At 49.4% G+C, this 24885-nt stretch carries 24 protein-coding genes and 3 riboswitches; of the genes, 6 read left to right on the forward strand and 18 right to left on the reverse strand.

What is annotated here, in order from left to right:
- Positions 1 to 5 precede the first annotated feature (5 nt).
- Entirely contained in the window at positions 6 to 1646 is a 1641-nt protein-coding gene (treC, locus tag P401_RS0112580; RefSeq protein WP_029342764.1) for an alpha,alpha-phosphotrehalase, read from the forward strand.
- A 124-nt stretch (positions 1647 to 1770) separates the two neighbouring features.
- On the opposite strand, the gene P401_RS0112585 is transcribed toward treC, so the two are convergent.
- Complete coding sequence (locus tag P401_RS0112585; protein ID WP_029342765.1) at positions 1771 to 3129, reverse strand: alanine/glycine:cation symporter family protein; 1359 nt, start codon at positions 3127 to 3129, stop codon at positions 1771 to 1773.
- Between the two features lie 188 nt (positions 3130 to 3317).
- On the opposite strand from P401_RS0112585, the gene P401_RS0112590 reads away from it, so the two are divergent.
- Complete coding sequence (locus P401_RS0112590; RefSeq protein ID WP_029342766.1) at positions 3318 to 5021, forward strand: methyl-accepting chemotaxis protein; 1704 nt, start codon at positions 3318 to 3320, stop codon at positions 5019 to 5021.
- 53 nt (positions 5022 to 5074) lie between these two features.
- Here the strand turns inward: P401_RS0112590 and P401_RS0112595 are convergent, their stop codons facing one another.
- The 9 genes from P401_RS0112595 to P401_RS0112635 form a co-directional block, all read right to left on the reverse strand.
- Positions 5075 to 5896 carry a DUF6612 family protein gene (locus P401_RS0112595; RefSeq protein WP_029342767.1) on the reverse strand — a complete coding sequence of 274 codons (822 nt, stop codon included), beginning with the start codon at positions 5894 to 5896 and terminating at the stop codon, positions 5075 to 5077.
- A gap of 213 nt (positions 5897 to 6109) precedes the next feature.
- Positions 6110 to 6568: a 6,7-dimethyl-8-ribityllumazine synthase gene (gene ribH, locus P401_RS0112600; protein ID WP_029342768.1), complete on the reverse strand. Its 459-nt coding sequence runs from the start codon at positions 6566 to 6568 to the stop codon at positions 6110 to 6112.
- A complete protein-coding gene (locus tag P401_RS0112605; RefSeq protein WP_029342769.1) occupies positions 6565 to 7755 on the reverse strand; it encodes a bifunctional 3,4-dihydroxy-2-butanone-4-phosphate synthase/GTP cyclohydrolase II in 1191 nt (396 codons plus the stop codon). Before P401_RS0112605 ends, ribH begins: the two co-directional genes overlap by 4 nt.
- Positions 7755 to 8381 carry a riboflavin synthase gene (ribE, locus tag P401_RS0112610; RefSeq protein WP_029342770.1) on the reverse strand — a complete coding sequence of 209 codons (627 nt, stop codon included), beginning with the start codon at positions 8379 to 8381 and terminating at the stop codon, positions 7755 to 7757. The genes P401_RS0112605 and ribE overlap by 1 nt, the downstream gene beginning before the upstream one ends.
- Complete coding sequence (gene ribD, locus P401_RS0112615; protein ID WP_029342771.1) at positions 8366 to 9406, reverse strand: bifunctional diaminohydroxyphosphoribosylaminopyrimidine deaminase/5-amino-6-(5-phosphoribosylamino)uracil reductase RibD; 1041 nt, start codon at positions 9404 to 9406, stop codon at positions 8366 to 8368. Before ribD ends, ribE begins: the two co-directional genes overlap by 16 nt.
- Positions 9407 to 9566: 160 nt before the next feature.
- Positions 9567 to 9711, reverse strand: a riboswitch (FMN riboswitch).
- A 183-nt stretch (positions 9712 to 9894) separates the two neighbouring features.
- On the reverse strand, positions 9895 to 11100 hold the full coding sequence (locus P401_RS0112620; protein WP_029342772.1) for a M20 family metallopeptidase: 1206 nt from the start codon (positions 11098 to 11100) through the stop codon (positions 9895 to 9897).
- A 22-nt stretch (positions 11101 to 11122) separates the two neighbouring features.
- Positions 11123 to 11941, reverse strand: coding sequence for a MetQ/NlpA family ABC transporter substrate-binding protein (locus P401_RS0112625; RefSeq protein ID WP_029342773.1), 819 nt, complete (start codon positions 11939 to 11941; stop codon positions 11123 to 11125).
- Positions 11942 to 11960: 19 nt separating this feature from the next.
- Positions 11961 to 12611 carry a methionine ABC transporter permease gene (locus tag P401_RS0112630; protein ID WP_029342774.1) on the reverse strand — a complete coding sequence of 217 codons (651 nt, stop codon included), beginning with the start codon at positions 12609 to 12611 and terminating at the stop codon, positions 11961 to 11963.
- Entirely contained in the window at positions 12601 to 13629 is a 1029-nt protein-coding gene (locus P401_RS0112635; protein ID WP_029342775.1) for a methionine ABC transporter ATP-binding protein, read from the reverse strand. The genes P401_RS0112630 and P401_RS0112635 overlap by 11 nt, the downstream gene beginning before the upstream one ends.
- A gap of 86 nt (positions 13630 to 13715) precedes the next feature.
- Positions 13716 to 13819: riboswitch (SAM riboswitch) on the reverse strand.
- A gap of 249 nt (positions 13820 to 14068) precedes the next feature.
- Positions 14069 to 14170: riboswitch (SAM riboswitch) on the forward strand.
- 67 nt (positions 14171 to 14237) lie between these two features.
- On the opposite strand from P401_RS0112635, the gene P401_RS0112640 reads away from it, so the two are divergent.
- The gene (locus P401_RS0112640) at positions 14238 to 14996 is read left to right on the forward strand and encodes an alpha/beta hydrolase (protein WP_029342776.1); all 759 of its coding nucleotides are present in this window, start codon (positions 14238 to 14240) and stop codon (positions 14994 to 14996) included.
- An 82-nt stretch (positions 14997 to 15078) separates the two neighbouring features.
- Here the strand turns inward: P401_RS0112640 and P401_RS0112645 are convergent, their stop codons facing one another.
- The gene (locus P401_RS0112645; RefSeq protein ID WP_029342777.1) at positions 15079 to 15693 is read right to left on the reverse strand and encodes a thymidine kinase; all 615 of its coding nucleotides are present in this window, start codon (positions 15691 to 15693) and stop codon (positions 15079 to 15081) included.
- Between the two features lie 183 nt (positions 15694 to 15876).
- On the opposite strand from P401_RS0112645, the gene P401_RS0112650 reads away from it, so the two are divergent.
- Positions 15877 to 16527 carry a DedA family protein gene (locus P401_RS0112650; protein WP_029342778.1) on the forward strand — a complete coding sequence of 217 codons (651 nt, stop codon included), beginning with the start codon at positions 15877 to 15879 and terminating at the stop codon, positions 16525 to 16527.
- A gap of 35 nt (positions 16528 to 16562) precedes the next feature.
- Here the strand turns inward: P401_RS0112650 and P401_RS0112655 are convergent, their stop codons facing one another.
- Together P401_RS0112655 and rho are read right to left on the reverse strand one after the other, a co-directional pair.
- Entirely contained in the window at positions 16563 to 16808 is a 246-nt protein-coding gene (locus P401_RS0112655; protein WP_023469546.1) for a type B 50S ribosomal protein L31, read from the reverse strand.
- 91 nt (positions 16809 to 16899) lie between these two features.
- Positions 16900 to 18273 (reverse strand): transcription termination factor Rho, encoded by a 1374-nt coding sequence (gene rho / locus P401_RS0112660; RefSeq protein WP_029342779.1) that lies wholly within the window; start codon positions 18271 to 18273, stop codon positions 16900 to 16902.
- A gap of 354 nt (positions 18274 to 18627) precedes the next feature.
- On the opposite strand from rho, the gene P401_RS0112665 reads away from it, so the two are divergent.
- Positions 18628 to 19305: a C40 family peptidase gene (locus P401_RS0112665; protein ID WP_029342780.1), complete on the forward strand. Its 678-nt coding sequence runs from the start codon at positions 18628 to 18630 to the stop codon at positions 19303 to 19305.
- 71 nt (positions 19306 to 19376) lie between these two features.
- Positions 19377 to 20144: an SDR family NAD(P)-dependent oxidoreductase gene (locus P401_RS0112670; protein ID WP_029342781.1), complete on the forward strand. Its 768-nt coding sequence runs from the start codon at positions 19377 to 19379 to the stop codon at positions 20142 to 20144.
- Between the two features lie 278 nt (positions 20145 to 20422).
- Here P401_RS0112670 and glpX read toward each other — a convergent pair whose 3' ends face one another.
- The 5 genes from glpX to P401_RS0112695 all read right to left on the reverse strand — a co-directional run bounded on the left by glpX (position 20423) and on the right by P401_RS0112695 (position 24860).
- Entirely contained in the window at positions 20423 to 21388 is a 966-nt protein-coding gene (glpX, locus tag P401_RS0112675; RefSeq protein WP_029342782.1) for a class II fructose-bisphosphatase, read from the reverse strand.
- A 32-nt stretch (positions 21389 to 21420) separates the two neighbouring features.
- On the reverse strand, positions 21421 to 22668 hold the full coding sequence (gene murA, locus P401_RS0112680) for a UDP-N-acetylglucosamine 1-carboxyvinyltransferase (RefSeq protein ID WP_029342783.1): 1248 nt from the start codon (positions 22666 to 22668) through the stop codon (positions 21421 to 21423).
- Between the two features lie 28 nt (positions 22669 to 22696).
- Positions 22697 to 23344, reverse strand: coding sequence for a fructose-6-phosphate aldolase (gene fsa, locus P401_RS0112685; RefSeq protein WP_023469552.1), 648 nt, complete (start codon positions 23342 to 23344; stop codon positions 22697 to 22699).
- Positions 23345 to 23498: 154 nt separating this feature from the next.
- The gene (gene fba / locus P401_RS0112690) at positions 23499 to 24353 is read right to left on the reverse strand and encodes a class II fructose-1,6-bisphosphate aldolase (RefSeq protein ID WP_023469553.1); all 855 of its coding nucleotides are present in this window, start codon (positions 24351 to 24353) and stop codon (positions 23499 to 23501) included.
- 132 nt (positions 24354 to 24485) lie between these two features.
- Entirely contained in the window at positions 24486 to 24860 is a 375-nt protein-coding gene (locus P401_RS0112695; protein WP_029342784.1) for a response regulator, read from the reverse strand.
- Between the last annotated feature and the right edge of the window lie 25 nt (positions 24861 to 24885).

The raw sequence follows: 24885 nt of genomic DNA on the forward strand, positions 1-24885 counted from the left end.
ATCTCATGATCACGACAACCGATTGGCGCAAATCCGCCGTTTATCAAATCTATCCGAAGAGTTTTTATAGTCCGGAGGGCAAAGCGACCGGTACGTTACGCGGCGTAACCGCCAAACTCGATTATCTGGCGGATCTTGGTGTCGATTACCTCTGGTTGACGCCGGTCTATGCCTCACCGCAAAACGACAATGGCTATGATGTCAGTGATTATTATGCAATTGATCCATCTTACGGCACGATGGACGATTTTGAGACGTTACTTGCAGAAGCAAAACAACGCAGTTTGTCTGTCATGATGGACATCGTCGTCAATCACTGTTCGACGTCACATGCTTGGTTCGAAGAAGGACGTCATCCGGATAGTCCCTATCACGACTACTTCATTTGGCGCGATACACCGAACGACTGGGTATCCAAGTTTGGCGGTCCCGCTTGGTCATTTGACGAGGTAGCTGGCAAGTATTACTTGCACCTATTCGACAAGACGCAAGCGGATCTGAACTGGGAAAATCCACGTTTACGGGAAGATGTTTACAACATGATGCGCTTTTGGCGCGATAAAGGGGTCAGCGGCTTCCGACTCGATGTCATCAATTTGATCTCGAAGACGCCAGGTCTTCCGAACGATCCAGCAGGAGACGGACGTGCGTATTATACGGACGGACCGAACGTCCATGATTACTTGCAAGAAATGAACGCAGCAGTTTTTGCCGGACACGATCTCATGACGGTCGGTGAGATGTCGTCGACGTCGCTTGATCACTGCCTTCGTTATTCGTCGCTTGATGAACAAGAACTGAAGATGACGTTCAACTTCCATCATTTGAAGGTCGATTATCCGAACGGTGAAAAATGGACAGCAGCACCGTTTGATTTCAAGCAACTGAAACAGATTTTCTCCGACTGGCAATCCGGCATGAACGGACAAGCTTGGAACGCGATCTTTTGGTGCAACCATGACCAGCCACGCGTCGTCAGCCGGTTTGGTGACGACGTCACGTATCGCGTTGAAAGTGCGAAGATGCTCGCGACGACACTTCATGGCTTACAAGGAACACCGTATATCTATCAAGGAGAAGAGATCGGCATGCCGAATCCGGACTTCACGGACCTATCTGACTACCGCGATGTCGAGACATTGAACGCGTATCAGGAAGCTCGGAACAACGGTGTAGCGGAAGAAGCGATTCTCGCTGCGATTCGTCAAAAATCACGTGATAATGCGCGGACGCCGATGCCATGGTCAGACGCACTCAACGGTGGCTTTAGTACAAGCGATCCGTGGATACCGGTCTCGCCGACGTATGACCAGATCAATGTCGAGTCGGCTGTCGCAAACCCTGACTCGGTCTATCATCATTACAAACGATTGATTCAACTCCGTAAACAGTATGACGTGCTCACGGATGGTTCGTACCGTCTGTTGACACCAGACGATCCGTCACTCTGGGCGTACGAACGCGTAACGAACGAGGAAGAGTTGCTTGTCGTTTCGAACTTCTACGGAACAGACACGACGTTCACGTTACCTCGTGACGGGTCGGACTATACGGTGTTGATTCACAATTATCAGCAGATACAGACAGAGGGTCAAACTCTGACGTTACATCCTTATGAATCCTTGATGCTTTATCGTAAAAAGTGATGCATCTCTCGTTGTTCTCTTGATCAAATAAAAAGGGAAATCACCATCCGATTACATGACCCGGAACGTGATCTCCCTTTTCTCATACTTCATCATACACGAACTCGTTTTTAGAGCATGTATCCTACGAAACCTTCCGATTCGCTTCTTCTCGTTTCAACTGTTCGCGGAACAGTCGTGTCTCGGCAATAACGACACCAGACAATCCAATTAAACCAATCAAGTTCGGAATCGCCATCAATCCGTTGAAGACATCGGAAATCGCCCAGACCATGTTCAAGTTCGTCGTCATCGCACCTGCTCCGGCAACTAAGACGAACAGGATGCGGTACGGTAGGATTGATTTTTGACCAAACAGATAATAGATCGATTTTTCCCCATAATATGACCACCCAAGGACCGTCGAGTAAGCGAACATGACGAGACCGATCGTAACGATGTATTTCCCAGCAGGACCGAGGAAGACTTCGAAGCTCGCCGTCGTCAATTCAACACCCTCCAATTTCGTATCGAGCTGCCCTCCCATGACGAGCGTCAGGCCCGTGATCGAACAGACGACCAATGTATCGAGGAACACTTGCGTCATCGAGACGAGCGCTTGACGCCCCGGGAAGTCCGTCTTCGCAGCAGCGGCTGCGATCGGTGCTGAACCAAGTCCTGCTTCGTTCGAGAAGACACCACGCGCGACACCGTAACGAATTGCCGCCCCGATTGCCCCACCCGTGATTGCCTCATTTGAGAACGTACTACTGAAGATCGTTGAAATCGCACCTGGAATCAGATCATAGTTCATGATGAGAATCAGCAAGCCACTTCCGACATAGAAGAAAATCATGAACGGAACGAACAGACTGACGACTTTCCCAATTGACTTGACCCCACCGAGAATGACAACACCCGTCAGTACCATCAATACAATCCCCGTCACGTAAAGTGGCACATCAAACGTTGATTTCATCGCGAGGGCGACCGAGTTCGTCTGGACCCCGTTTCCGATCCCGAACGCAGCGATCGAAGCGAACGCGGCAAACAAGACACCGAGCCATTTCTGCTTCAGTCCACGCTCGAGGTAATACATCGGTCCCCCTGCCATCTGTCCTTTTTCATCAACGACACGATATTTGACGGCAAGAATCGCTTCCGCGTATTTCGTCGCCATCCCGAACAGACCGGACAGCCACATCCAGACGATCGCGCCTGGTCCCCCGAGGACGACGGCGGTTGCGACACCGACGATATTTCCCGTACCGACGGTCGCAGCCAGTGCCGTCATCAACGCTTGAAAGTGACTGATGTCACCTTCTGACTTATCGTCCTGATGCTTTGAAAACGCAAGCTTCAGCGCATACGGCAGTTTGGTAATTTGAATGAATCCTAAGCGAATCGTCAAGTAAATCCCCGTACCGACCAACAGAATGAGTAACGGTGGTCCCCATACGATATCGGACACCGCACTAATCCACTCACTAAATGAATTTCCCATTCTTCTTACCTCCCTTTATGAGATATGTAGTTCCTTACCATTTTTTCAGAATTTACTGATAATTGTCAAACTATTTTTTCATGAAACTATTTTACGTTTTAATTTTTTTGATAATAAGTAAATTTTTTACTTGCGAAGTTATAATCAAGAAAATAAATAGTTCATCTTGCAAAAAAGGAGCGAATCATATGAAGATTAAAACGAAGCTTATCTTATTGTCCTCCATCCTTTTGCTAAGCTTGATTGGCGTCGGACTGTACGGCGGATTCTCGCTCGACCACGTCGACAAACAGAGTCAGACCATCACGTCCTCCTGGATTCCTGGTCTGAACTTATCCCATGAAACGAACACGGCACTGTCTGATTTGCGACGTGTCGAATTATTACACATTCAAGAAAATGATCCAGAGATCAAAGCCGGTTATGATAAGCGTGTCAAAGACGGTTTAGCGACCGTTGACGCGAATCTCGCGAAATACGAGAAAACGATTTATTTAAAAAGCGATCGCGAACTGTTCAATGATCTCACGAAAAAATGGCAAACTTTCAATGAGACGACTGATCGTCTTCTCGCCCTCAGTACACCAGAAACCCAAAAAGAAGCAGTCACCTATTATGAAGGTGAGAGTCGTGATTCATACTTCGCTGTCTCTGATCAATTAACGAAAATCGTGAAATACAATAATCAACAAGCGAAAATAAATGGTGATGCTATCACAAGTTCTGCCAATACAGCTCATATCCTTCTCTTCACGATCATCGGTGTCGTCGGATTACTCGGTGTCATCTTCACCGTCTTGATTTTACGCTCGATCTTCGGTCCACTCCGTCAACTGCAGGCGAAAACGCATGAACTGGCAACACAAGGCGGCGACTTGACGGCTCAACTCGACGTCGTGCGTGATGATGAAATCGGACAAATCGCCCAGTCGATGAATCAATTCATCGCCCACTTACGGACGATCATCATTCAAGTCGATGATACAGCAACCCACGTCGTATCGACCTCACGTCACGTCTCCGGTCGAATCAGCGAACTCGATCAGGATATGGCGTCGACTTCCCATACGATCGAAAACTTATCAGCCGGTATGCAGGAGACAGCCGCCTCTGCCGAAGAGATGAACTCGTCTGCTGTCGATATGGAAGCGACGATTCATGATATCGTCTCTAGTGCAGAAGCGAACGGAAAACGGGCGCAAGAAGTCGGTGGGCGTGCTGAATCACTTCAAGTCGTTGCAACAGAAGCGAAACAGACCGCGAATCACATCCTTGCCGAGACGAAAAGTAAACTCGAGGACGCGATGGCACGTGCGAAAGCCGTCAAAGAAATTTCCGTCTTATCGGATGCGATTCTCTCAATCGCCGCACAAACAAACCTATTGTCCCTTAACGCTTCGATTGAAGCAGCACGCGCTGGTGAAGTCGGTCGTGGCTTCGCCGTCGTCGCCGATGAGATTCGTAAACTTGCCGAAAGTAGTCGGGATACTGTCGAACAAATCCAAGATGTCTCGATTTCTGTCATCGAGTCCGTTGAACACTTGAACGCCGCGTCCGGCGAGATGCTCTCCTTCATCGATACGAAGGTCGTTAAGGACTATGATTTATTCGAAGACGCCTCCGTTCAGTATCGAAATGACGCACAATTATTCGGTGATGCAGCGGAACACTTCGCTGCCCAAGCCGGTCAACTTCAGGAACTGACAGCGAACATGCTTGGTGTCATCCACGATGTTGCCGTCACCGTCAATGATGGTGCGCAGGGAACACAATCGATGTCGGAGCAAATCAATCATTCCGTCCAAGCGTTCCGAGATGTCCATGAACAGACTTCCGTCAGTCAACAACAGGCGGAAGCACTAAAGGATGTTCTCCGCCAGTTCCAAGTCTAAACGACAAGCCCCTCGTCTTCACATCAGAAGAGAGGGGCTTGTTTTTTCATTTTTTACTGTCCAGCACCTGTGAGCGGTTGTGCATCTTTTGCTTCTGCTGGTAGTTTGATTTCGTCAATCTCATTGAATTTCGAGAATGTCGACTCGTTCTTCATATTGAACTCGGTCTCTTTTTCAATCGCAAATACCATATCCATGTCGAGTGACTTCGGATAGAACGTCTTCGCATCATACGTCATCTTGTAGTTCATCTTTTTATAATCGATGCTATCCATCGCATCTTTCATCTGCGCCATCTGTCCTGTCTGTTCGAGTGAATCCTTCATGAAGGCTTTCAGGTCATCCCCACTCAGCTTAACGTCGATTTGATAGACATCGCCCTCTTTTTTCGCTGTCCAATTATCTTTGTATTTCTTTAGGAGCTGCAAGTTTTGTTCCGTCGATGCCGATGATTCCATCGCTTCGACCATCTCGCCTAGCTCCGACACATCTTGAACGATCCATTGTCCGTTTTGCGAGAGATACATTTTATCGTCAACGATGTAACTTTCAATCGTCACGTCTTTCCCGTCTTCAGGATTTTTCATCGTCATCGTCTGCTTCATCGCGAGTGGCTTTTGAATGATATCTGCTGAAACCTTCTGATCCATCGCCATCTCACCTGCTTTAGAGCTGACTGTTCCGTCCATGTGGAACGATTTGATGTCCTCTTGAGCGGCTGTCGCTTTCTTTAACAGCTCTGTGTTCGAGAGTTCCCCCGACTTCGTCGAACCAGATCCGCTGCCACTACCTGAATCCGTCTGTCCATCTTGGCATCCGGCAAGTCCAATCGATGCTGCGACAATCCCGGCTGCTAACCACCTTGTTTTCTTCATATTCATTTCCTCCTTTATACGCGTTACCCTGATTTACGAAAAACATTGGAAAATGTTTCAAAGTTTCTTTAGTAGACCATTACCGTTCTCCTTCAAAACGAACCCTCAAATTTCAAATCTACTATCCTTTTTTTGAAATTTGGTTCAGTGCTCGTGAGATTTTTGCAAAAAAAACAGGCTGACGGAAACTTCCATCAGCCTGTTTCTGGTTTGTTAAATCGTCCGTAAAAGATTCGCCATCTCGATTGCGGAAACCGCTGCTTCGTAACCTTTGTTCCCAGCTTTCATACCGGCACGTTCGACTGCTTGCTCGATCGAATCCGTCGTCAGGACACCGAAGATGATCGGTACGCCTGTGTCGCGTGATGCACTCGCGACACCTTTCGCGACTTCGTTACAGACGTAATCATAGTGTGACGTCGCCCCACGGATGACGGCGCCAAGTGTGATGACTGCGTCATACTTGCCGCTTTTCGCTAACTTTTCCGCGACGAGTGGAATCTCAAATGCCCCAGGAACCCACGCTGTATCGACAGCATCCGCTGCAACACCGTGGCGGCGGAAAGCGTCGTTTGCTCCACCGACGAGTTTTGATGTGATCAATTCGTTAAAACGTGCTGCGACGATTGCGACGCGTAGTCCTTCTCCTGTTAAGAAACCTTCGTAGATCATGATGTGTGTCCTCCTTGGATGTCGAGCCAGTGCCCGAGTTTCGTTTGTTTTGTTTTCAGATAGCGCTGATTTTCTGGTTCAGCCGGTACTTGATGGGGTACACGTTCGATGACTTCGATCCCTTCTTGTTCGAGCACCCGTTGTTTATCCGGATTATTCGTCATCAAGCGGATCTTCGTCACGCCGAGATCGCGCAACATGTTGGCCGCGACCGTATAGTCACGCATGTCCGTCGGATAACCGAGTGCATGGTTCGCTTCGACTGTATCAAGTCCTTGTTCTTGTAACTCGTACGCTTTTAACTTCGCCATCAGACCGATGCCGCGTCCTTCCTGACGTAAATACAAGACGGCTCCACCTTCTCGTTCGATCCGTTCGAGTGCCGCATCGAGTTGCGGTCCACAATCGCAACGCTTCGAACCGAAGACGTCCCCCGTCAGGCATTCCGAGTGCAGCCGGACGAGCATGCCGTCGTGCGCTTCACCCGACAAGACAGCGACGTGTTCTTTATCGTCTTGCGTCGTATAGCCGATCATCCGGAAAGCTCCGAACGTCGTCGGAAGTAACACTTCCGCTTCCCGCGTCAATGGACGCTCGAGGTACGCGACGAGTGCTTCGATCGTAATCAGTTTTAAACCGTGTTCTTCCTTATAGAGAAGTAGATCATCCACCCGTGCCATCGTGCCGTCTTCCTTAATAATTTCACAGATGACGGCGATCTCATCGCTGCCGGCAAGACGGGCAAGATCAACGCCCGCTTCCGTATGTCCGCGTCGTTCCCGGACACCGCCTTCTTTTGCGATCAACGGGAAGATATGACCTGGTCGTTTAAACTGTTCCGGTCCATCGGTTAGCATCCGCTGGATCGTTAGCGACCGTTCTTCAGCGCTGATACCGGTTTTCGCGTCTTCATGATCGATACTGAGTGTGAAGGCAGTCCCATGTGGGTCCGTATTATTCGCTGTCATAGGAGCAAGTTCGAGTCGTTGTGCAATCCGCGGACTGACTGGTACGCAGACGAGTCCTTTTCCATGCGTGATCATGAAGTTGATGTTTTCTGGTGTCGCGTGTTCCGCGAGCATGACGAGATCGCCCTCATTCTCACGGTCCTCATCATCACAGACGATGATCGGTCGTCCGTTCTTCAAATCTTCTATTGCGTCTTCAATCAAGTCGAATCCATTCATTACATGTCGCCTCCTAAGAATGCTGCCCAGTCCGTCTGCTTCTCATGCTGCGTGAAATGATAGAGATGTTTCGCCATCATGTCACACTCGATATTGACGACTGCACCGCTTGCCAATCGATCAAACGTCGTCACTTGACGTGAGTGCGGAATTAATGAAATCGAGATTGTTTCCGGCGTGACACGTTGCAACGTCAGGCTCGTGCCGTTGATTGCGATCGAGCCTTTTGGAATACAATACTTTTGCCACGATCCGACATCAAACGTATAGACCATCGCTTCTCCATCCGGTCGCCGACTAATCAGCCGTGCTGTGCCGTCGATATGTCCACTGACGAAATGACCGCCGAAGCGACCGTCTGCCGGCATCGCCCGTTCAAGTTGCAACGGGCTGCCGACCCGGTACGTGCCGAGGGCTGTTGACCGAATCGTGTCATGGACGGCATCGGCCGTAAAACCAGTCGGGCTCATCGACGTGACGGTCAAACAAATCCCGTCGACGGCGATGCTGTCACCAATCTTCGTTCCTTCGAGCACCCGGTGCGCTTCAATTTCAAGCGCTAATCCATTCGGTCGCGGAATCTTTCGTTTTAAGGTCCCGACTTCTTCAATCAATCCGGTGAACATGTCGTCTCCTCCTTTCGGATGTACGTCAGATGGAGATCCGGTCCGACCGTTTCGATTTGGTCGATTTGAAACCGATCTTCGATATCGTGTTGACTGTTCCAGGCATTGCCTTCAAAAATCGATGGGGCTTGATAGACTTCAAGCCGATCGACGAGATCCGCCTCAAGGAAAGCGGCTTGAATCGTTGGTCCACCTTCAATCAAGACACTGCGGATGTCTTGTTCGTATAAGCGTTTCAAAATCGCTTCTGGCGTCTCATATTCACCGACGAGGACTGTCACTTGATCATGACTGACCCGCGGAACACTCGTCAGCCAGTAGGTTGGATTTTTACCATCGTGGAAGACTTGCGCCGTCTCCGGGACCCGACCACGGCGATCGACGATTACTCGAATCGGTTCGATGCCTGACGCCGCGCGTAATGTCAGTGCCGGATCATCGATAAGGACCGTCTCACTGCCGACGAGGATTGCATCGTGGCGTCCGCGCAGGGCGCGACCGTTCTCGCGTGCTTCTTCTGACGTGATCCAGCGTTGTTCACCTGTCGCTGCGATCCCGTTCATCGTCTGAGCGATTTTGACGGTCACGGTCGGACGTTTTCGTTCGATCGTCTTCCAGAATTCCGTGTAGAGAGCTTCTGCCTCATGTCGTAACAAGCCGACCTCGACTTCGAGTCCCGCGTCTTGTAGGCGTTTGATTCCTGAACCGGCGACGATCGCATGTTTGTCTTCCGTTGCGACGAAGACCCGTTTGATTCCGGCTTGTAGAATCGCTTCCGTGCATGGTGGTGTCTTACCGTGATGATTGCACGGCTCAAGCGTCACGTAGAGATCAGCACCACGGGCGGCTTCTCCTGCCATTCGTAAGGCTTCGACTTCCGCGTGCGGACCACCGGCAAACCGATGTGCACCAAAGCCAATGATGCGTCCTTGTTTGACGATGACACAGCCGACACTTGGATTCGGACTTGTTTGTCCGTGTAACATATGTGCTAATTGCATGGCATAACTCATCATCTGTGACATCGCGTTCACTCCTTTCAAATGAAAAAAAGACGCCCCTTGAAAAAGGGGCGTCTGTATAGAAGGGTTCACGAAATACACGGTTCGCTCCCTGCATTTTTTCATGCAGAAAGAGACCGTCTCCTGAAAACATTTTTTCAGAAAACAGCTTGAATCGCGTCGTTTCGTTCTTCTCCCATCCGGACTTTACCGTCGGCCCTGGAATCTCACCAAGTCAGCCATGATGCGTACATCATGGGTCGCGGGCTCGTCGATCGATTGATCGCATCACCGCCGGTTGGGATTTTCACCCTACCCCGAAGAACTGGATTATTGAGTTATACAACTTTAGCCTAGCATATCTTTTTCAAGAAAACAAAGCGCAAATGCTTCTGTCTTGTCTCTTTTTTGATTTCGCTCCAGTTCTGTCATCTCTCACCAATTCGTCATCGACTACATCGCAAAAACGACTGGATCACCTGATAACAGTGTGTCCAGTCGTTGTTTTCCGCTTACAAATACCCGTTCTTCCGGTCGTGGAATTCTTGAGCAATCGCCCCGCGCGTCCGTTCATCCGCAAGGACACGAAGTGCTGTCCGAGCGAGGATTTTTGCCCCCGTGATTAATGCTTCATCCCCAGCTGCTGAACGGGCCGCTTCTTTGAATGCCTCCGTATGGGCGACGAGATCATCTGGTCCAATCTTGATATACGGATGGATTGTCGGAATGACTTGACTGATGTTACCGGCATCCGTCGAGCCAAGCCCCGGGCGTTCGTCCAAGTGAACGATTTCGCCGAGCGCCTCTGCTTCTTCTTGGAACAGACGATCGAACGTCCGGTTGAAGACGAGGTTATCGACCTCATTTTGGAAGGCGATGACATCGAGCGTCGCCCCTGTCGCAAGCGCTGCGCCTTCAGCAACGGCTTTGACTTTTTCCGTGACGGCATTCAGTCGTTCCCGTGTCGTCGCCCGGATGAAGAAACGTGCTTTTGCGTATTCCGGGATGATGTTCGGTGCATCGCCACCATGCGTGATGATTCCGTGGATCCGGACATCGTCCGGTAACTGCTGACGTAAGGCATTGATGCCGTTGAAGAGTTGGATGACAGCGTCGAGGGCGTTGATGCCTTCTTCCGGTGACGCCGCAGCATGCGCCGGACGACCCGTAAAGGCAAAGTCGAGCGGATCGACTGCAAGCGAAGAACCCGTGATCCGTGTTTGTCCGGACGGATGGACCATTAAGGCTGCATCGATTCCTTCCAGCAACTGATGTTTGACGAAACTACCTTTCGCACTACCGTTCGGTCCACCTTCTTCGGCCGGTGTTCCCAGCACGACGACACTTCCACCGACTTCATCGAGCACTTTACTAAGTGCGATCGCTGCCGCAACACTCGTCGTACCGATGATATTATGACCGCATGCGTGCCCGATGCCTGGCAACGCATCGTATTCTGCCAGAAAGGCAATCGTCGCGCCTGATCGGTCGCTCGACTTCTTCGCGAAAAATGCTGTATCGTGCCCCGCGACACCAAGTTCTACCGTAAATCCTTCAGCCGTCAGACGTTCCGCATGGAGCCGCGAAGCAAAGAATTCCTCGTTCCCGATTTCCGGAGTCGCATGAATTCGGTGACTCGTCTCAAGGTACGATTCTCGTTTTTGTTCGATATCTTGTTCAATCGTCTCTACCCATGTCGTGCGTACTGGTGTCGTCATGCTATCCACTCTCCTTTTGAAATTATTCGCCGATGTCGCTTAGTGGGACGAACGTCGGGATCGTACTGCCTTTGTATTCTTTTTTGATGAAGGCCGCGACATCTTTTTGTTGGTACAGCGACGCGATTTTTTTCAGTTCTTTTTTATTCTTGTCTTCCGTCCGTGTTGCGATGATGTTGATGTATGGTTTGGCGGTCTCGTTCTCATGGACGATCGAGTCCTTGATCGGGTTGAAGCCGGCGTCAACGGCAATGCCATTGTTGATGATTGATGCCGCGACGTCCGGTAAGACGCGTGGCGTTTGCCCGGCGACGATCGGAACGATTTTCAGCTTCTTCGGATTCTCGACGATCTTATCGACTGAACCGTTGCCATCAAAGTCGTCCGGTAACTTGATCAAACCGGCTTCTTGCAGTAACAAGAGGGCGCGTCCCATGTTCGTCGCTTCGTTCGGAACAGCGATTTTTCCGCCAGTTGGAATGTCTTTGACGTCCTTGTATTTATCCGAGTAAATCCCCATCGGTGCGATGACAGTCGTCGCAATCGGCGATAGCTTCAAGTTATGTTCTTTTTTGAAAGCGTTGAAGTAGGAAATCGTCTGGAAGGCATTGGCGTCGATCTCGCCCTCAGCCAGTGCCATGTTCGGCTGGACATAATCGGAGAACTTGACGAGCTCGATTTTGATGCCCTCCTTTTCTGCTTTTTTCGCGACATAGTCCCAAACTTGTGTGTCTGAACCGCTGACACCGAGCTTGATCGTCTTTTCGTCTTCTCCTGATGCTGCGCACCCGGCAAATAAAATCGTCGTGAGTGTTGCTCCAATTGCTACTGCTTTTTTCATGGCTGAATCGCTCCCTTGATTAATGTCTTCTAATTTTTCGTGCGACGATGTTGCCTGTCGTCTGTAAGCCTTGGACTAAGATGACGAGAATTCCGACCGTGATGATCATGACTTTCGTGTCGAATCGTTGATAACCATAAGTAATTGCTAAATCGCCCAATCCACCGCCACCAATCGCACCTGCCATCGCTGACGCCCCGATCAAGCCGATCGTCGCGATTGTTAAGTTCAGGATGAGTGAACCGAGTGCTTCCGGTAGGAGGAAGCGGAAAATCGTTTGAAACGGTGTCGCGCCCATCGCTTCTGCTGCTTCAAGAACGCCTTTATCGACTTCGAGTAAAGAACTCTCGATCAGACGCGCCATGTACGGTGCAGCGTAAAAGACGAGCGGGACGATTGCGGCTTCTGTTCCGATCGATGTCTGAACGATCAAGCGCGTCAACGGGATGATCGCGACGAGTAAGATGATGAACGGAATCGAACGGAAAATATTGACGATACTGTTGAAGAACGTGAACAGCGGGACATTTTCAAGCAATGCGCCTTTTCGCGTGACGACAAGCAGGATACCGAGTGGTAAGCCGATCAAGGTCGAGAATAAGAGCGAAACGGATACCATCGTCATCGTCTGCAAAAATGCCGTCCAAATATCACTGTAATTAACTAGCATGGGCAAGCACCTCCTCGACTGTCACCTGTGCCTGATCGATATAGTGTAACGCTCGTTTTACTTCAGCCGGCTCACCGATCAACTCGACGAGTAAGGTGCCAAACGGCGTATCCTGCAACTCTGTGATGCTCCCGTGCAAGATGTTGACATCGACATCGAAGCGTTTCGCGACTTGCGATAAGAGCGGCTGCCCCGTGTGATGTCCGAGAAAATGAATCTTATAGATTGGATGTGCATTTCGCGACTCGATCAACTGACGAATCGATGCTGGAATTTCGTCATGCATGACGGACCGGACGAAGTTTTTTGCCGTCTCGGTCTGAGGGCTTGAAAAGACGTCGAAGACTGTTCCTGACTCAATCAACTTTCCAGCTTCGATGACGGCGACCCGGTCGCAAATCTCCCGGATGACGCCCATCTCGTGGGTGATCAAGAGAATCGTGATCCCGTACTCGGCATTGATGCGTTTTAATAACTGGAGAATATGATGCGTCGTCTGGGGATCAAGTGCTGATGTCGCTTCGTCACATAAGAGGACGGAAGGTTGCGTCGCCAGTGCCCGGGCGATGCCAACACGCTGTTTCTGTCCACCGGACAATTGATCTGGATAATGATCCGCCTTGTCCGAGAGATCAACGAATTCGAGCAACTCCGTCACTCGGCGGCGAATCTCATCTTTCTTGACGCCTGCGAGAACGAGTGGCTTTGCGACATTCGTAAATACTGTGTTCGCATTCAATAGATTGAAGTGCTGAAAGATCATTCCAATCCGTTGTTTTGCTTGGCGTAATTTTTTCGGAGACAGTTGCGTTAAATCTTCCCCATCGACCGTCACCGTTCCTGATGTTGGTCGTTCTAACAGATTGACACAGCGGAGCAGTGAACTTTTTCCGGCACCGCTAAAGCCGATGACACCAAAGATTTCGCCTTTTTCGATCGTCAGGTCGACACCGTCGAGCGCTGCGATCGTCTGATCCTTCGTGACGTACGTTTTTTTGACTTGATGAAATGCGATCATTCCGTTTTCCCCCTTCATTCAACAAAAAAGGTCCCTTCTTGAGAAACAAGAAGAGACCTGGATCCGCACAGTGGCAGAATCCACTCCACTCATCTCTCAGACATCTGTCTGATGGAATTGGCACAGTGCTCATAATGAGTCTGTTGCCGAGGTTTCGTAGGGCCAGTCCCTCCACCTCTCTGGATAAGTATTGCGGTATGAAATTCGTATGTGTGGTGTTGCGTTGTTGCTTATGTCGTAAAACTAATTTTTACATTACGGGTCGAACCTTTAAAAGTCAACCAACTTTGCAAAAATAATCCATTTGACGCATATCGATTGATTGACAAGTTATGGATTAGCTTAATGAACGAATCGTGATTCGTCAAGAACGATTTGACAAGTCATTTTTGGTCGTGCTACCATCGTCTCAATGATTAATCCGACAATTCCAATATGATATTTATCAAGAGTGAACGAGAGACCTGGCTCTATGACTTCACGGCAACCTGCAATCTGTAAGGTGCTCCGACCAGCAAAGCGCGGCTTTGGATGATACGGTGAAAAACTCGTGGGCGTCCAAGCAGTGACGTCGACGAGTTTTTTTCATGAATGGAGGAAAAAGAGTAATGATGAACTATCCTGTATTGACTGGTGCTGAAGCGTTTTATTTTCAAGGTGGACCGATTGGTATTCTAATCTGTCATGGTTTTAACGCCACTCCGCAAAGTGTCCGGGACGTCGGTGAGGCATTCGCCGCTGAAGGTTTTACCGTCTATGCCCCGCGCTTACGTGGACATGGAACGAACGTCCGCGAGTTTGAACAATCGACTGCTCGATGTTGGAAGCAAAGCCTGCAAGACGGCTATGAACGTTTACAAGAAACATGCGATCAAGTCTTCGTCATCGGTCAATCGATGGGTGCGACGCTTGCACTGTCGCTCGCCGCTGACGGGATTCCGTTTGCCGGCATCATTACGATCAATGCTGCTCTTTCCGTTCCTTCTTACGAAGCACTTTCGTTTGATGACGGTCCGCAATACTTACCGGAAGGGGCACCGGACATCAAGCGGTCTGCTTTCGAAATCATCTATGACCTCGTTCCGAGCCGTTGTGCGTTCGAACTCGTTCGTCTGATGGATGAGACGAAAGGACGCCTTGGATCGATCTTTCTTCCAACCTTGATTCTTTACTCGGCGACGGATCACGTCGTTCCGCCGTCGAGCTCGGATTATCTGCATCAGCACATCGGAACGAATGATAAACGAAGCTACTGTTTGCTCAACTCGTATCACGTCGCGACACTCGATCATGATCAGGATTTAATCGTTCGTGAGACGATCCGCTTTATCGAACGTTCAAGCCGGTTCTCGCAGGAAACAGGATAATAAAAAAACAGCTATTCTCTCCCCTCTGGAAACGAATAGCTGCTACATCAAAGGACGACCTCGACCGGTTCGTCTTTTTTGTTTAATTTTCTTGGTGCTGCACCGATTGGAGCGGCTTCGGTTTTCCAGGCACCTCATGGCAATGCCGGCACCGTGGTTCATACGATTCTGAAGCACCGACTAGGATGATCGGATCATCATAGTTCGCTGGTTTTCCATCAATCAACCGTTGTGTCCGAGAAGCCGGATCACCACACGACAGACAGATGGCTTGCAGCTTCGTCACGAATTCTGCGCGCGCCAGTAATTCCGGCATCTTGCCGAATGGCTCTGCCCGGAAATCTTGATCAAGGCCTGCACAAATGACGCGTTTTCCGTCTTGTGCGAGTGCTTCGATGACTTGTACGATCTCATCATCAAAGAATTGAACTTCATCGATTCCGACGATTTGTGTTTCCTCCGCTACTGCTGCGTAGAGATCGCGACTCGTCGCCATCGGAATCGCCACGACGGAGTTGCCGATATGAGAGACGACATGCTCTTCATGGTACCGGTCGTCGATTGCCGGCTTGAATACTTGAACGGGCAGTTTGCCGTACTGCGCCCGTCTAACACGACGAATCAACTCTTCCGATTTCCCGGAAAACATACTGCCACAAATTACTTCGATCCAGCCGTACTGATTTATTACATGCATCATCGTCCGACACCGTCCTCTAAAAATAGTCACTTTAACGAGTATAGCCCGAAACGGTATCGAGAAAAAGGGTTGACTTCCGGAAATCAAAATTCATTTTTTCTTTACCTAGAATTTTTGTCCTTTCATTCCAACCGTCCCCTATTTCCTGTACACTGAAGAAGAAGACTCTCACGAAAGAAGGTGTCCCCGATTCATCATCTCTTACATGACATCCTGCACCAATATGGTGCCCTTGGTCTCTCCGTCCTTCTCGCAGGTGGTATCGTGGGATTGCCGGTTCCTGATGAGACCCTACTCGTCCTGTCCGGTTTTTGGATGCATCAAGGCAATCTACCACTCGTCGGTACGATTCTCGCCGCTTACGCCGGTAGTTGCATCGGGATGACGATCAGCTATTTACTCGGATTAAAACTCGGTATGCCACTACTGCATCGTGTCGGACCGAAAATGCGCATCTCAGAAAAACATATTCTTTCCGCTGAAGCCGGATTTCGTCGTTACGGAAAATCGGTCTTGATCATCGGTTACTACATACCCGGTCTCCGCCAACTCTCTGCCTTTTTTGCAGGTGTCTCGAAAATGCCATTTCGCGTGTTTGCAAGTTACGCGTATACAGGTGCGTTGATTTGGATCAGCGTGTTCTTAGGTGCCGGCTACTTCGTCGGTCGTCATCTCTCGTTCCACAAAGTCATGGATTATATCTTGGCACATCCGGAAGTCATGCCGTATTTAACTGGAATCGCCGGTGGAATCGCCTTCTCGTTCGTCTTGAAGACGTATCTCGCTTACCGTTCACAATTCAGTCTATACAAAAACAGCCTGCTTCCGTAATGGAGGCAGGCTGTTTTTTAAGAACCGACAAGTAATTACTTGCGGCCGTATTTTTTGTTGAAGCGATCGACACGACCATCTGCCGCGTTGAACTTTTGACGACCTGTGTAGAATGGGTGCGAGTCTGAAGACACATCCACACGGATGAGTGGGTACTCGTTACCATCTTCCCAAGTGATTGTTTCGTTCGAAGAACGAGTAGAACCGCTTAAGAATTTGTACTCAGTCGTTGAATCCATAAATACTACTTTGTTGTAGTTAGGGTGAATTCCTTGTTTCATGGTTGATTTCTCTCCTTCCGCCCTGGTTCATTTGCTGAGCCAGAGTAAGTTACCTTCCTATACTAAACGATTTTTTTATGCGTCGCAATAGTTATTTTTCGGTCGGTGTTTCCTTCTTGACGGTACGCGGTTTTGCTGGTGCGCGTCGGACCGCCTTCTTCTTTTCTTTCTCGAGTTCAACGAAAAATTCTTCATTGTTTTTCGTGTCACGAATCTTACGCAGGAACGTATCGACGAACTCGTTCGACTCGTTCATCGTCCGGCGAATCGTCCAGAGCGCATCGAGCTGCTCTTTTGGAAGCAACAGTTCTTCCTTCCGCGTACCCGATTTTCGGATGTCAATCGCTGGGAAGATTCGACGCTCTGACAACTTCCGATCAAGATGCAGTTCCATGTTGCCAGTTCCTTTGAATTCTTCATAGATGACGTCATCCATGCGCGATCCCGTCTCGACAAGCGCCGTCGCAAGAATCGTTAAACTACCACCGTGCTCGATGTTTCGCGCCGCACCAAAGAACCGTTTTGGTTTATGGAATGCAGCTGGGTCGATCCCGCCTGAGAGCGTTCGTCCGCTTTGCGGCACCGTTAAGTTATAGGCCCGTGTCAGACGCGTGATCGAATCCATCAAGATGACGACATCCTTCTTGTGTTCGACGAGTCGCATCGCCCGCTCGAGGACCAGCTCAGAAATCCGGACGTGATTGTCTGGTGTTTCGTCAAACGTCGAACTGACGACATCTGCTCCCGGAACTGAACGCTCGATGTCCGTGACTTCCTCAGGTCGCTCATCAATCAAGAGAATAATCAGTTCGACATCCGGATGATTCTCTTGAATCGAGTTCGCGATTTCTTTGAGGAGTGATGTCTTCCCTGCTTTTGGTGGTGCGACGATCAAACCACGTTGACCAAACCCAACCGGTGCAATCATATCCATGACACGAACGGATAAATGGCGCGGCTCTGTCTCTAGACGCATCAAACGATCCGGATAAATCGGTGTCAATGCCGGGAAGAACAGACGATTACGGGCTGTATCCGGTGCTTCACCGTTAACGGCTTCCACGCTAAGTAATCCTTGGAACCGTTCGTTTTCCTTCGGTGGACGGACTTTACCTGTGACGACATCACCATTACGTAGATTAAAGCGTCGGATTTGAGATGCTGCGATATAAATATCTTCAGAGGATTGGGAATAATTGATAGGACGAAGGAAGCCAAAGCCACCATCGTTTTGCATTTGTGGATTGCCAGGGATGACTTCGAGTACCCCTTCGAGGAAATAAAGACCAGTCGATTCAGCCTGTGCTTTTAGAATCTTGAACATCAACTCGCGTTTACGAGCTTCCCGGTATTGTGGGACATTTTTTGTCTTTGCGATTTCATAGAGTTCTTTTAATGTCAGTTGACTCAATTGAGCCAGTGTATAGGAACGTTCTGGTTTATCTTTTTTATCAGTTGTTGGCATGTTCTTCACCTATTCTTTATAAATTCAACTGCATTCAGCATACTTCCATACATACAGCAGGAGGTATGTAATTTTATTCGTGAACTAAAGGTATCATATTTTTTTTGATTCGTCGTCAACAATCCTTTGCGTTTCTTACTTTGTAATATTCAAAGATATTATTTCAGTTATGTTACAAAAACATCTGTTTTGTCTTCTAACTGAAAAAACGTTTTCAAGTGTGCTCGTGCTAAGATATTCCTGCAGACAAAATTCTTACACAGTTGTAAGGTAGACTGCTTAATCACACACTTAATGATTTCATCATATAACTTACGGACGCAACACACTACATTAAACGGAGGAATTCTTAACATGAAACGTTTTCTAGCATCGATCGCGACGGCAGCCTTAGTGGTTTCAGGTTTTACATCAGTGGGTACAGGTAAAGTTGAAGCAGCGACAGTCACGAAAGTCAAGATCACGGACAACGGTCTTCGTGTTCGGACAGCACCTTCTACGAAAGCAAGCATCGTCGGGAAAGTCAACGCTGGTCAAGTCTTTACATACAAAGGCAAATCAGGCAGCTGGACAAAAATCTCATACGGCGGTAAAACACGCTATGTCTACTCACAGTACACAAAGACATACAAATCATCTTCTAGCGCTAAAAAATCAACGAGCTCTTCTTCTAAACGGACGAAAATCCTGAGCGAAGCAGCAAAACATAAAGGTACACCTTATGTATGGGGCGGAACGACGACTCGTGGATTCGACTGCTCTGGTTTCACAAGCTACGTGTACAAGAAAGCGGCTGGTAAAACATTGCCACGTACGTCTTCTTCACAATATTCTTCTTCTAAGAAAGTCAGTGTTTCAAAAGTACAACCAGGAGATCTTGTCTTCTTCTCACACGGTAGCGGCATTCAGCACGTTGGGATCGCAACAAGCAAGTCAAGCATGGTCAACTCAGAAACAGGTGGCGTTAAATACTCAAGCTTCAAATCAGGGTACTGGGGTTCACGCCTTGTCGGCGCAGGATCTTACCTATAATTCATCATCTCAAAGCGGTTGAGCATTGGCTCGATCGCTTTTTTTCATCTCATTCATAAGGAGGAAATAGGATGCATGTCTTAATCACAGGTGCTTCAAGAGGTCTTGGTCGTGAATTCGCTTATCTGCATGCACGACAAGGGGATCACGTCCTGCTCGTCGGACGCGATGCGACAGCACTCTTCGAAACGAAGTTCCATGTCGAGCGACTCGGTGGAACGGCAACCGTCTTTCCGTATGACTTAACGAAGCGGACGCATCGTCTTGCACTGTTTCGGGCAACGGAACACATTCCGGTCGACTGCGTCATCAACAATGCTGGAATCGGCGTCTTCGGTTCCTTCCTTGAGACCTCGTTTGAAGACGAGTCTCGAATGATTGCTTTGAACATCGAAGCATTAACACACGTAACGAAGGTCTATGCCTCTCGCATGAAAGAACAGGGAATCAAAGGACGGATCGTCCATCTCGCTTCAACGGCTGCATTTGAAGGTGGTCCATGGCTGAGTGTCTACTACGCGACGAAAGCCTACGTCCTTCATTTCTCGGAAGGATTAACGGAAGAGCTTGCAGCAGACGGGATTCAAGTCAGCGTCGTCTGTCCGGGCGCGACACATACCGGTTTCGAATCAGCAGCAAACCTTGAACAATCTCGGCTGTTCTTGCGACCGGGAGTCATGGATGCTCCGACGGTTGCGCGTATTGCCTACCGCGGCTATATGAAGGGGAAAACGTTCATCGTTCCTGGCTTCGGGAATGCCTGGTATATCTTTTCGACACGTTTTCTACCGCGTCGGTACGTCACCCGACAAGCAGGAGAAGTCCAGCGTCCGCGGTGATAGTTATAATGTTCATTATTTCAATATTCATGACGTTCATCCTCAACTCCTACAGGAAAAGGGAACGGGTTCAACGTTTCCGTCAGGGTAAGGTAAGACCCGGCATTTCGCATAAGTTGCGAGATGTCGCGGCTTACCTCCCGCCTGAGGAAAGTGAGGATATGAACGTTATCAGTTTTAAACATCACCAAAAAAGAGTTGGCATTCCGGAGATGATCCGGAACGCCAACTCTTTTCATGTGTGGATCCAGACGTTCTCTTTGGGGAGTCGGTCTGTTTTACTTAATGACAAGCTTCGGTTTCTTCTTGAACGAGTGGATACCCTCGACAAAGCGAACCGTTCCAGATTTCGCGCGCATGACGACAGAGTGTGTCTGACCGCCTTGCGCCGTGAACTGAACACCTTTCATCAATTCACTGTCCGTGACGCCTGTCGCAGCAAAGATACAGTCATCTCCGGCAACGAGGTCGTCCATCATGAGGATCTTCGATGGATCTTCAATGCCCATCTTCTTGCACCGCTCGACTTCTGCCTCGTCTGCTGGTAACAAGCGTCCTTGGAGCTCACCACCGAGACATTTCAAGGCAACGGCAGCAAGAACGCCTTCCGGTGCACCACCTGAACCGAGTAAGATATCGATCCCTGTGTGCGGGAATGCCGTATTGATCGCAGCAGCGACGTCACCGTCACCAATCAAGCGAATCCGCGCCCCTGTTGCCCGAATTCGTTGAATGATCTCTTCATGACGTTCACGATCAAGGATCGAGACGACGACGTCTTCGATTTCCTTGTTCTTCGCCTTCGCGACTGCCGCGATGTTTTCTTCGATCGTCGCATCCAGACTGATATGCCCTGCCGCTTCCGGACCGACTGCGATCTTATCCATGTACATATCCGGTGCGTGAAGCAAATCGCCTGCATCCGCGACAGCGAGGACAGCAAGTGCGCCCCATGTTCCTTTTGCGACGATGTTCGTTCCTTCAAGCGGATCGACAGCGACGTCGAGTCGTGGTCCATACCCATTTCCTAGCTTTTCTCCAATGTAAAGCATTGGTGCTTCATCCATCTCGCCTTCCCCGATAACGACGGTTCCTTTCATCGGAATCGTATCGAAGACGTCACGCATTGCGCTTGTTGCCGCGTCATCCGCTTCATTCTTCAATCCTTTTCCCATCCAACGCGCAGAGGCAAGCGCTGCTGCCTCCGTGACGCGTACAAGTTCCATTGATAGACTTCTCTCCATGTGTATGTCCCCTCTCCCTTGTTACAAATCGGTCAAATCGTTTCACGCCATACGAGGGCGCCTAGTTCCTTCAACTTCTGATCAAATCGTTCGTAACTCTGGTCAAGCACTTCTGCGTGGTGCAACGTCGTCTCCCCTGAAGCGAGAAGTCCCGCCAAGACAAGTGCTGCGCCACCGCGTGGGTCCGGTGCCTCGATTTCCGTACCAAGTAAGGTTTCTCCACCACGAATGATGATTGAGGCGTCTTCATGCGTGATCCGAGCGTTCAAGCGCCGTAGCTCCTGTACATGTCGGAAACGTTGCGGATACAATTTATCGACGACGATACTCGCTCCTTTTGCTTGCAACAATGCTGCCGAGATGACAGGTTGTAGATCGCTTGGGAATCCACCGTAGTGGAAGACACGAATATCGACCGGCTTCGCCTCCTGAAACGTCGCCGTGACGGAATCATCCGTTGCTTCGATCAACGCACCGTACCGCTCGAGTTTTTGGATGACGCTCTCGAGATGAAGCGGAATGACGTTGTCGACGGTGACGCGTCCAAGTGCCGCCCCCATCGTCAAGAATGTCCCTGCTTCCATCCGGTCCGGAATCAAGGTATGCCGGCAACCACTTAGTTGCGATACGCCCTTGATTCGAATCTCGTCCGTTCCTGCCCCTTTGACGCTTGCCCCCATGTTCGTCAACATCGTACTGACGTCGATGACTTCTGGGTCATAGGCAGCATTTTCGATGACAGTGGTTCCTTCAGCGAAGACAGCGACGAGTAACGCACTGATCGTCGCTCCGAAAGACGGGAGATCGAGGTAAATCCGGTTGCCGACGAGACGATCGACGCGCATGTAATGGACGCCTTGCTCGTTACGTACAGAAACACCGAGACGCTCTAGTGCTTTGATGTGTAAATCAATCGGTCGTGGTCCGATGGCATAACCTCCAGGCAGACCGACGACTCCTTGTTTGAATCTGGCTGCCAGAACGCTCATGAGGTAGATCGATCCGCGTAACTTGCGCGTCTCCGCACCCGTCAACGGCATCGATTCGACCCGACTTGGATCAATCGTCACCATATCGCCTTGACGTGTCACGACCGCGCCGAGCGTCTCCAAAATCTCGATCATCGTCGCGACGTCGCCAATCTCCGGCATGCCTTCAAGAACGACCGTCTGATCCGTCAGGAGGGCTGCAGCAAGACACGGGATGGCGCTTTGCTTCGAACCACTGATTGATACGGTTCCTTCTAGGCGTTGTTGCCCTACGATATGCAAAATGTCCACGTTCCATCAACCTTTCTCTTCGCTACGATTATTGCTGCGTTTTTTCCCAGTCTGCGAGGAATTTTTCGATTCCTTGCGTCGTGAGTGGGTGGTGTGTGAGTGACTCGATGACCGAGAATGGAATCGTCGCGATGTCTGCGCCCGCAAGAGCAGCGTTCGTCACGTGTACCGGATTCCGGACCGATGCCGCGATAATTTGTGTCGGAATATCATGGACGACGAAAATTTGAGCAATCGTCTCGACGAGTCCCATTCCATCTTGTCCGATATCGTCTAGACGACCGAGGAATGGTGATACATATGTCGCACCAGCACGTGCTGCGAGTAATGCTTGGTTCGGGTTGAAGATCAATGTGACGTTTGTCGTGATCTTTTCTTTTGAAAGTGCTGCGACCGCTTCGAGTCCGGCCGGAGTCATTGGCACCTTAACCGTAATGTTCGGTGCGATCTGGGCAAGTTCCTTCCCTTCACGAATCATTCCTTCTGCATCAAGCGCGATGACTTCGGCGCTGACAGAGACGTCCCCGACGATTTCACAAATCTCACGAAGTCGTGTATGGAAATCGACGCCTTCCTTAGCGACGAGTGACGGATTCGTCGTGACACCATCTAAAATCCCCATTTTATGTGCTTTCTTGATGTCCTCTACGTTTGCTGTGTCAATGAAAAATCTCATCTTTCTCGTTCCCCTTTCATCCCTTGAAATCGCTTACGACTCTATTATAGGTTTTTTTCACGAGAAGTCCTACTGTTTTCCATTGAATACACGTTCACATGATATGAAAAAAGCACGGTAGACCGAAGTCTACCGCACTTTAAAGAGGAGTCGATTAAGCTTTGTTGCTTGAACCGAACTCACGCATCTTACCGATGACAGTTTGTTTGATTGCTTCACGACCTGGTGCGATGAATACGCGTGGGTCATATGCTTCTGGTTTCTCAGCTAACACTTCACGAACGACTTTCGCGAATGAGATTTGGTTCTCTGTGTTAACGTTGATTTTTGAAGTTCCGAGTGAGATCGCTTTTTCGATATCGTGTGTCGGAATTCCAGTTCCACCGTGAAGAACGAGTGGAAGGTTTGTAGCGTCACGGATTTCTTCCATCTCTTTGAATCCGAGGTTTGGTTCACCTTTGTATGGTCCGTGAACAGAACCGAGTGCAGGAGCAAGCGTGTCGATTCCAGTTTCTTTGACGATGCGTACACACTCGTCAAGTTTCGCGTACATGACATCACCGATGACGTCGTCTTCTTGTCCGCCAACTGTACCAACTTCCGCTTCTACTGAAACGCCTTTAGAATGAGCGTATTCAACGACTGCTTTAGTTGTTTCGATGTTTGTGTCGATCGGGCTGTGCGAATCATCGATCATGACAGATGTAAATCCAGCGTCGATCGCTTCTTTACATTTTTCAACGCTCGAACCGTGGTCGAGGTGGATTGCAACTGGAACTGTGATTTTCATGTCGTGTACGAGACCTTCAACCATTTTCACGACAGTGTAGAATCCGCCCATGTGGCGTGCTGCACCTTCAGATACTCCAAGGATGACTGGTGACTGCTCTTCTTGAGCCGCACCGAGAATCGCTTGTGTCCACTCGAGGTTGTTGATGTTGAATTGACCTACTGCATACTTACCTTCGAGAGCTTTGTTTAACATGTCTGTCATAGATACTAATGGCATAATGACATCCTCCTCTGTTTTGATCGCTGTTTACACGAACTCGTGCAATTTCAGACTGATTATAACATACTGATTCATCGGAACGTACAGCATTTCGCTCGGTTTTTTGGTTTGTGACGGCGACGTGAAAGATTAACCGCTTACATCGTGAGAAATTTGCACAGTCACTTCTTTTTTTAATTCAAAGATGTCAAATGGCTTCCCGAAGAAGGCAACGACCCCTAATCGTTTCGCTTCTTCCATCGCTTCTTTTTCACCGAGTGCCGTCATTAGGATCGTCCGGACACGTCGTCCGATTCGGTCCTGATGACGCAAGACCTCAATCCCGGTCCGTCCCGGCATGTTGACATCCATCAACAATAAATCGTATGCCGCTTCTTGTAAGTAGACGATCGCTTCCTCTCCATCGACGGCGACGTCCGTTTCATACCCTTCTGCCCGGAACAATTGTGCAAGTAAGTTCCGGATTCCCGGCTCATCCTCGACGATCAACAATCTGCCTTTCATCTCTGCCACTCCCCCTCTAGTTATT

The organism is Exiguobacterium acetylicum DSM 20416, assembly GCF_000702605.1.
Classification (GTDB): Bacteria; Bacillota; Bacilli; order Exiguobacteriales; family Exiguobacteriaceae; genus Exiguobacterium_A; species Exiguobacterium_A acetylicum.

Coding starts and splice junctions, on each gene's coding strand:
- P401_RS0112595 (WP_029342767.1), bottom strand. CDS start 5,896: ATGAAGAAAACAAGGTGGTTAGCAGCCGGGATTGTCGCAGCATCGATT.
- fsa (WP_023469552.1), bottom strand. CDS start 23,344: ATGAGATTTTTCATTGACACAGCAAACGTAGAGGACATCAAGAAAGCA.
- P401_RS0112695 (WP_029342784.1), bottom strand. CDS start 24,860: ATGAAAGGCAGATTGTTGATCGTCGAGGATGAGCCGGGAATCCGGAAC.
- P401_RS0112670 (WP_029342781.1), top strand. CDS start 19,377: ATGCATGTCTTAATCACAGGTGCTTCAAGAGGTCTTGGTCGTGAATTC.
- P401_RS0112585 (WP_029342765.1), bottom strand. CDS start 3,129: ATGGGAAATTCATTTAGTGAGTGGATTAGTGCGGTGTCCGATATCGTA.
- P401_RS0112635 (WP_029342775.1), bottom strand. CDS start 13,629: ATGATCGCATTTCATCAAGTCAAAAAAACGTACGTCACGAAGGATCAG.
- rho (WP_029342779.1), bottom strand. CDS start 18,273: ATGCCAACAACTGATAAAAAAGATAAACCAGAACGTTCCTATACACTG.
- fba (WP_023469553.1), bottom strand. CDS start 24,353: ATGCCATTAGTATCTATGACAGACATGTTAAACAAAGCTCTCGAAGGT.
- P401_RS0112590 (WP_029342766.1), top strand. CDS start 3,318: ATGAAGATTAAAACGAAGCTTATCTTATTGTCCTCCATCCTTTTGCTA.
- P401_RS0112665 (WP_029342780.1), top strand. CDS start 18,628: ATGAAACGTTTTCTAGCATCGATCGCGACGGCAGCCTTAGTGGTTTCA.
- P401_RS0112605 (WP_029342769.1), bottom strand. CDS start 7,755: ATGAATGGATTCGACTTGATTGAAGACGCAATAGAAGATTTGAAGAAC.
- ribH (WP_029342768.1), bottom strand. CDS start 6,568: ATGATCTACGAAGGTTTCTTAACAGGAGAAGGACTACGCGTCGCAATC.
- P401_RS0112655 (WP_023469546.1), bottom strand. CDS start 16,808: ATGAAACAAGGAATTCACCCTAACTACAACAAAGTAGTATTTATGGAT.
- P401_RS0112645 (WP_029342777.1), bottom strand. CDS start 15,693: ATGCATGTAATAAATCAGTACGGCTGGATCGAAGTAATTTGTGGCAGT.
- P401_RS0112630 (WP_029342774.1), bottom strand. CDS start 12,611: ATGCTAGTTAATTACAGTGATATTTGGACGGCATTTTTGCAGACGATG.
- glpX (WP_029342782.1), bottom strand. CDS start 21,388: ATGGAGAGAAGTCTATCAATGGAACTTGTACGCGTCACGGAGGCAGCA.
- P401_RS0112620 (WP_029342772.1), bottom strand. CDS start 11,100: ATGACGACACCAGTACGCACGACATGGGTAGAGACGATTGAACAAGAT.
- ribE (WP_029342770.1), bottom strand. CDS start 8,381: ATGTTCACCGGATTGATTGAAGAAGTCGGGACCTTAAAACGAAAGATT.
- P401_RS0112625 (WP_029342773.1), bottom strand. CDS start 11,941: ATGAAAAAAGCAGTAGCAATTGGAGCAACACTCACGACGATTTTATTT.
- P401_RS0112640 (WP_029342776.1), top strand. CDS start 14,238: ATGATGAACTATCCTGTATTGACTGGTGCTGAAGCGTTTTATTTTCAA.
- ribD (WP_029342771.1), bottom strand. CDS start 9,406: ATGTCACAGATGATGAGTTATGCCATGCAATTAGCACATATGTTACAC.
- treC (WP_029342764.1), top strand. CDS start 6: ATGATCACGACAACCGATTGGCGCAAATCCGCCGTTTATCAAATCTAT.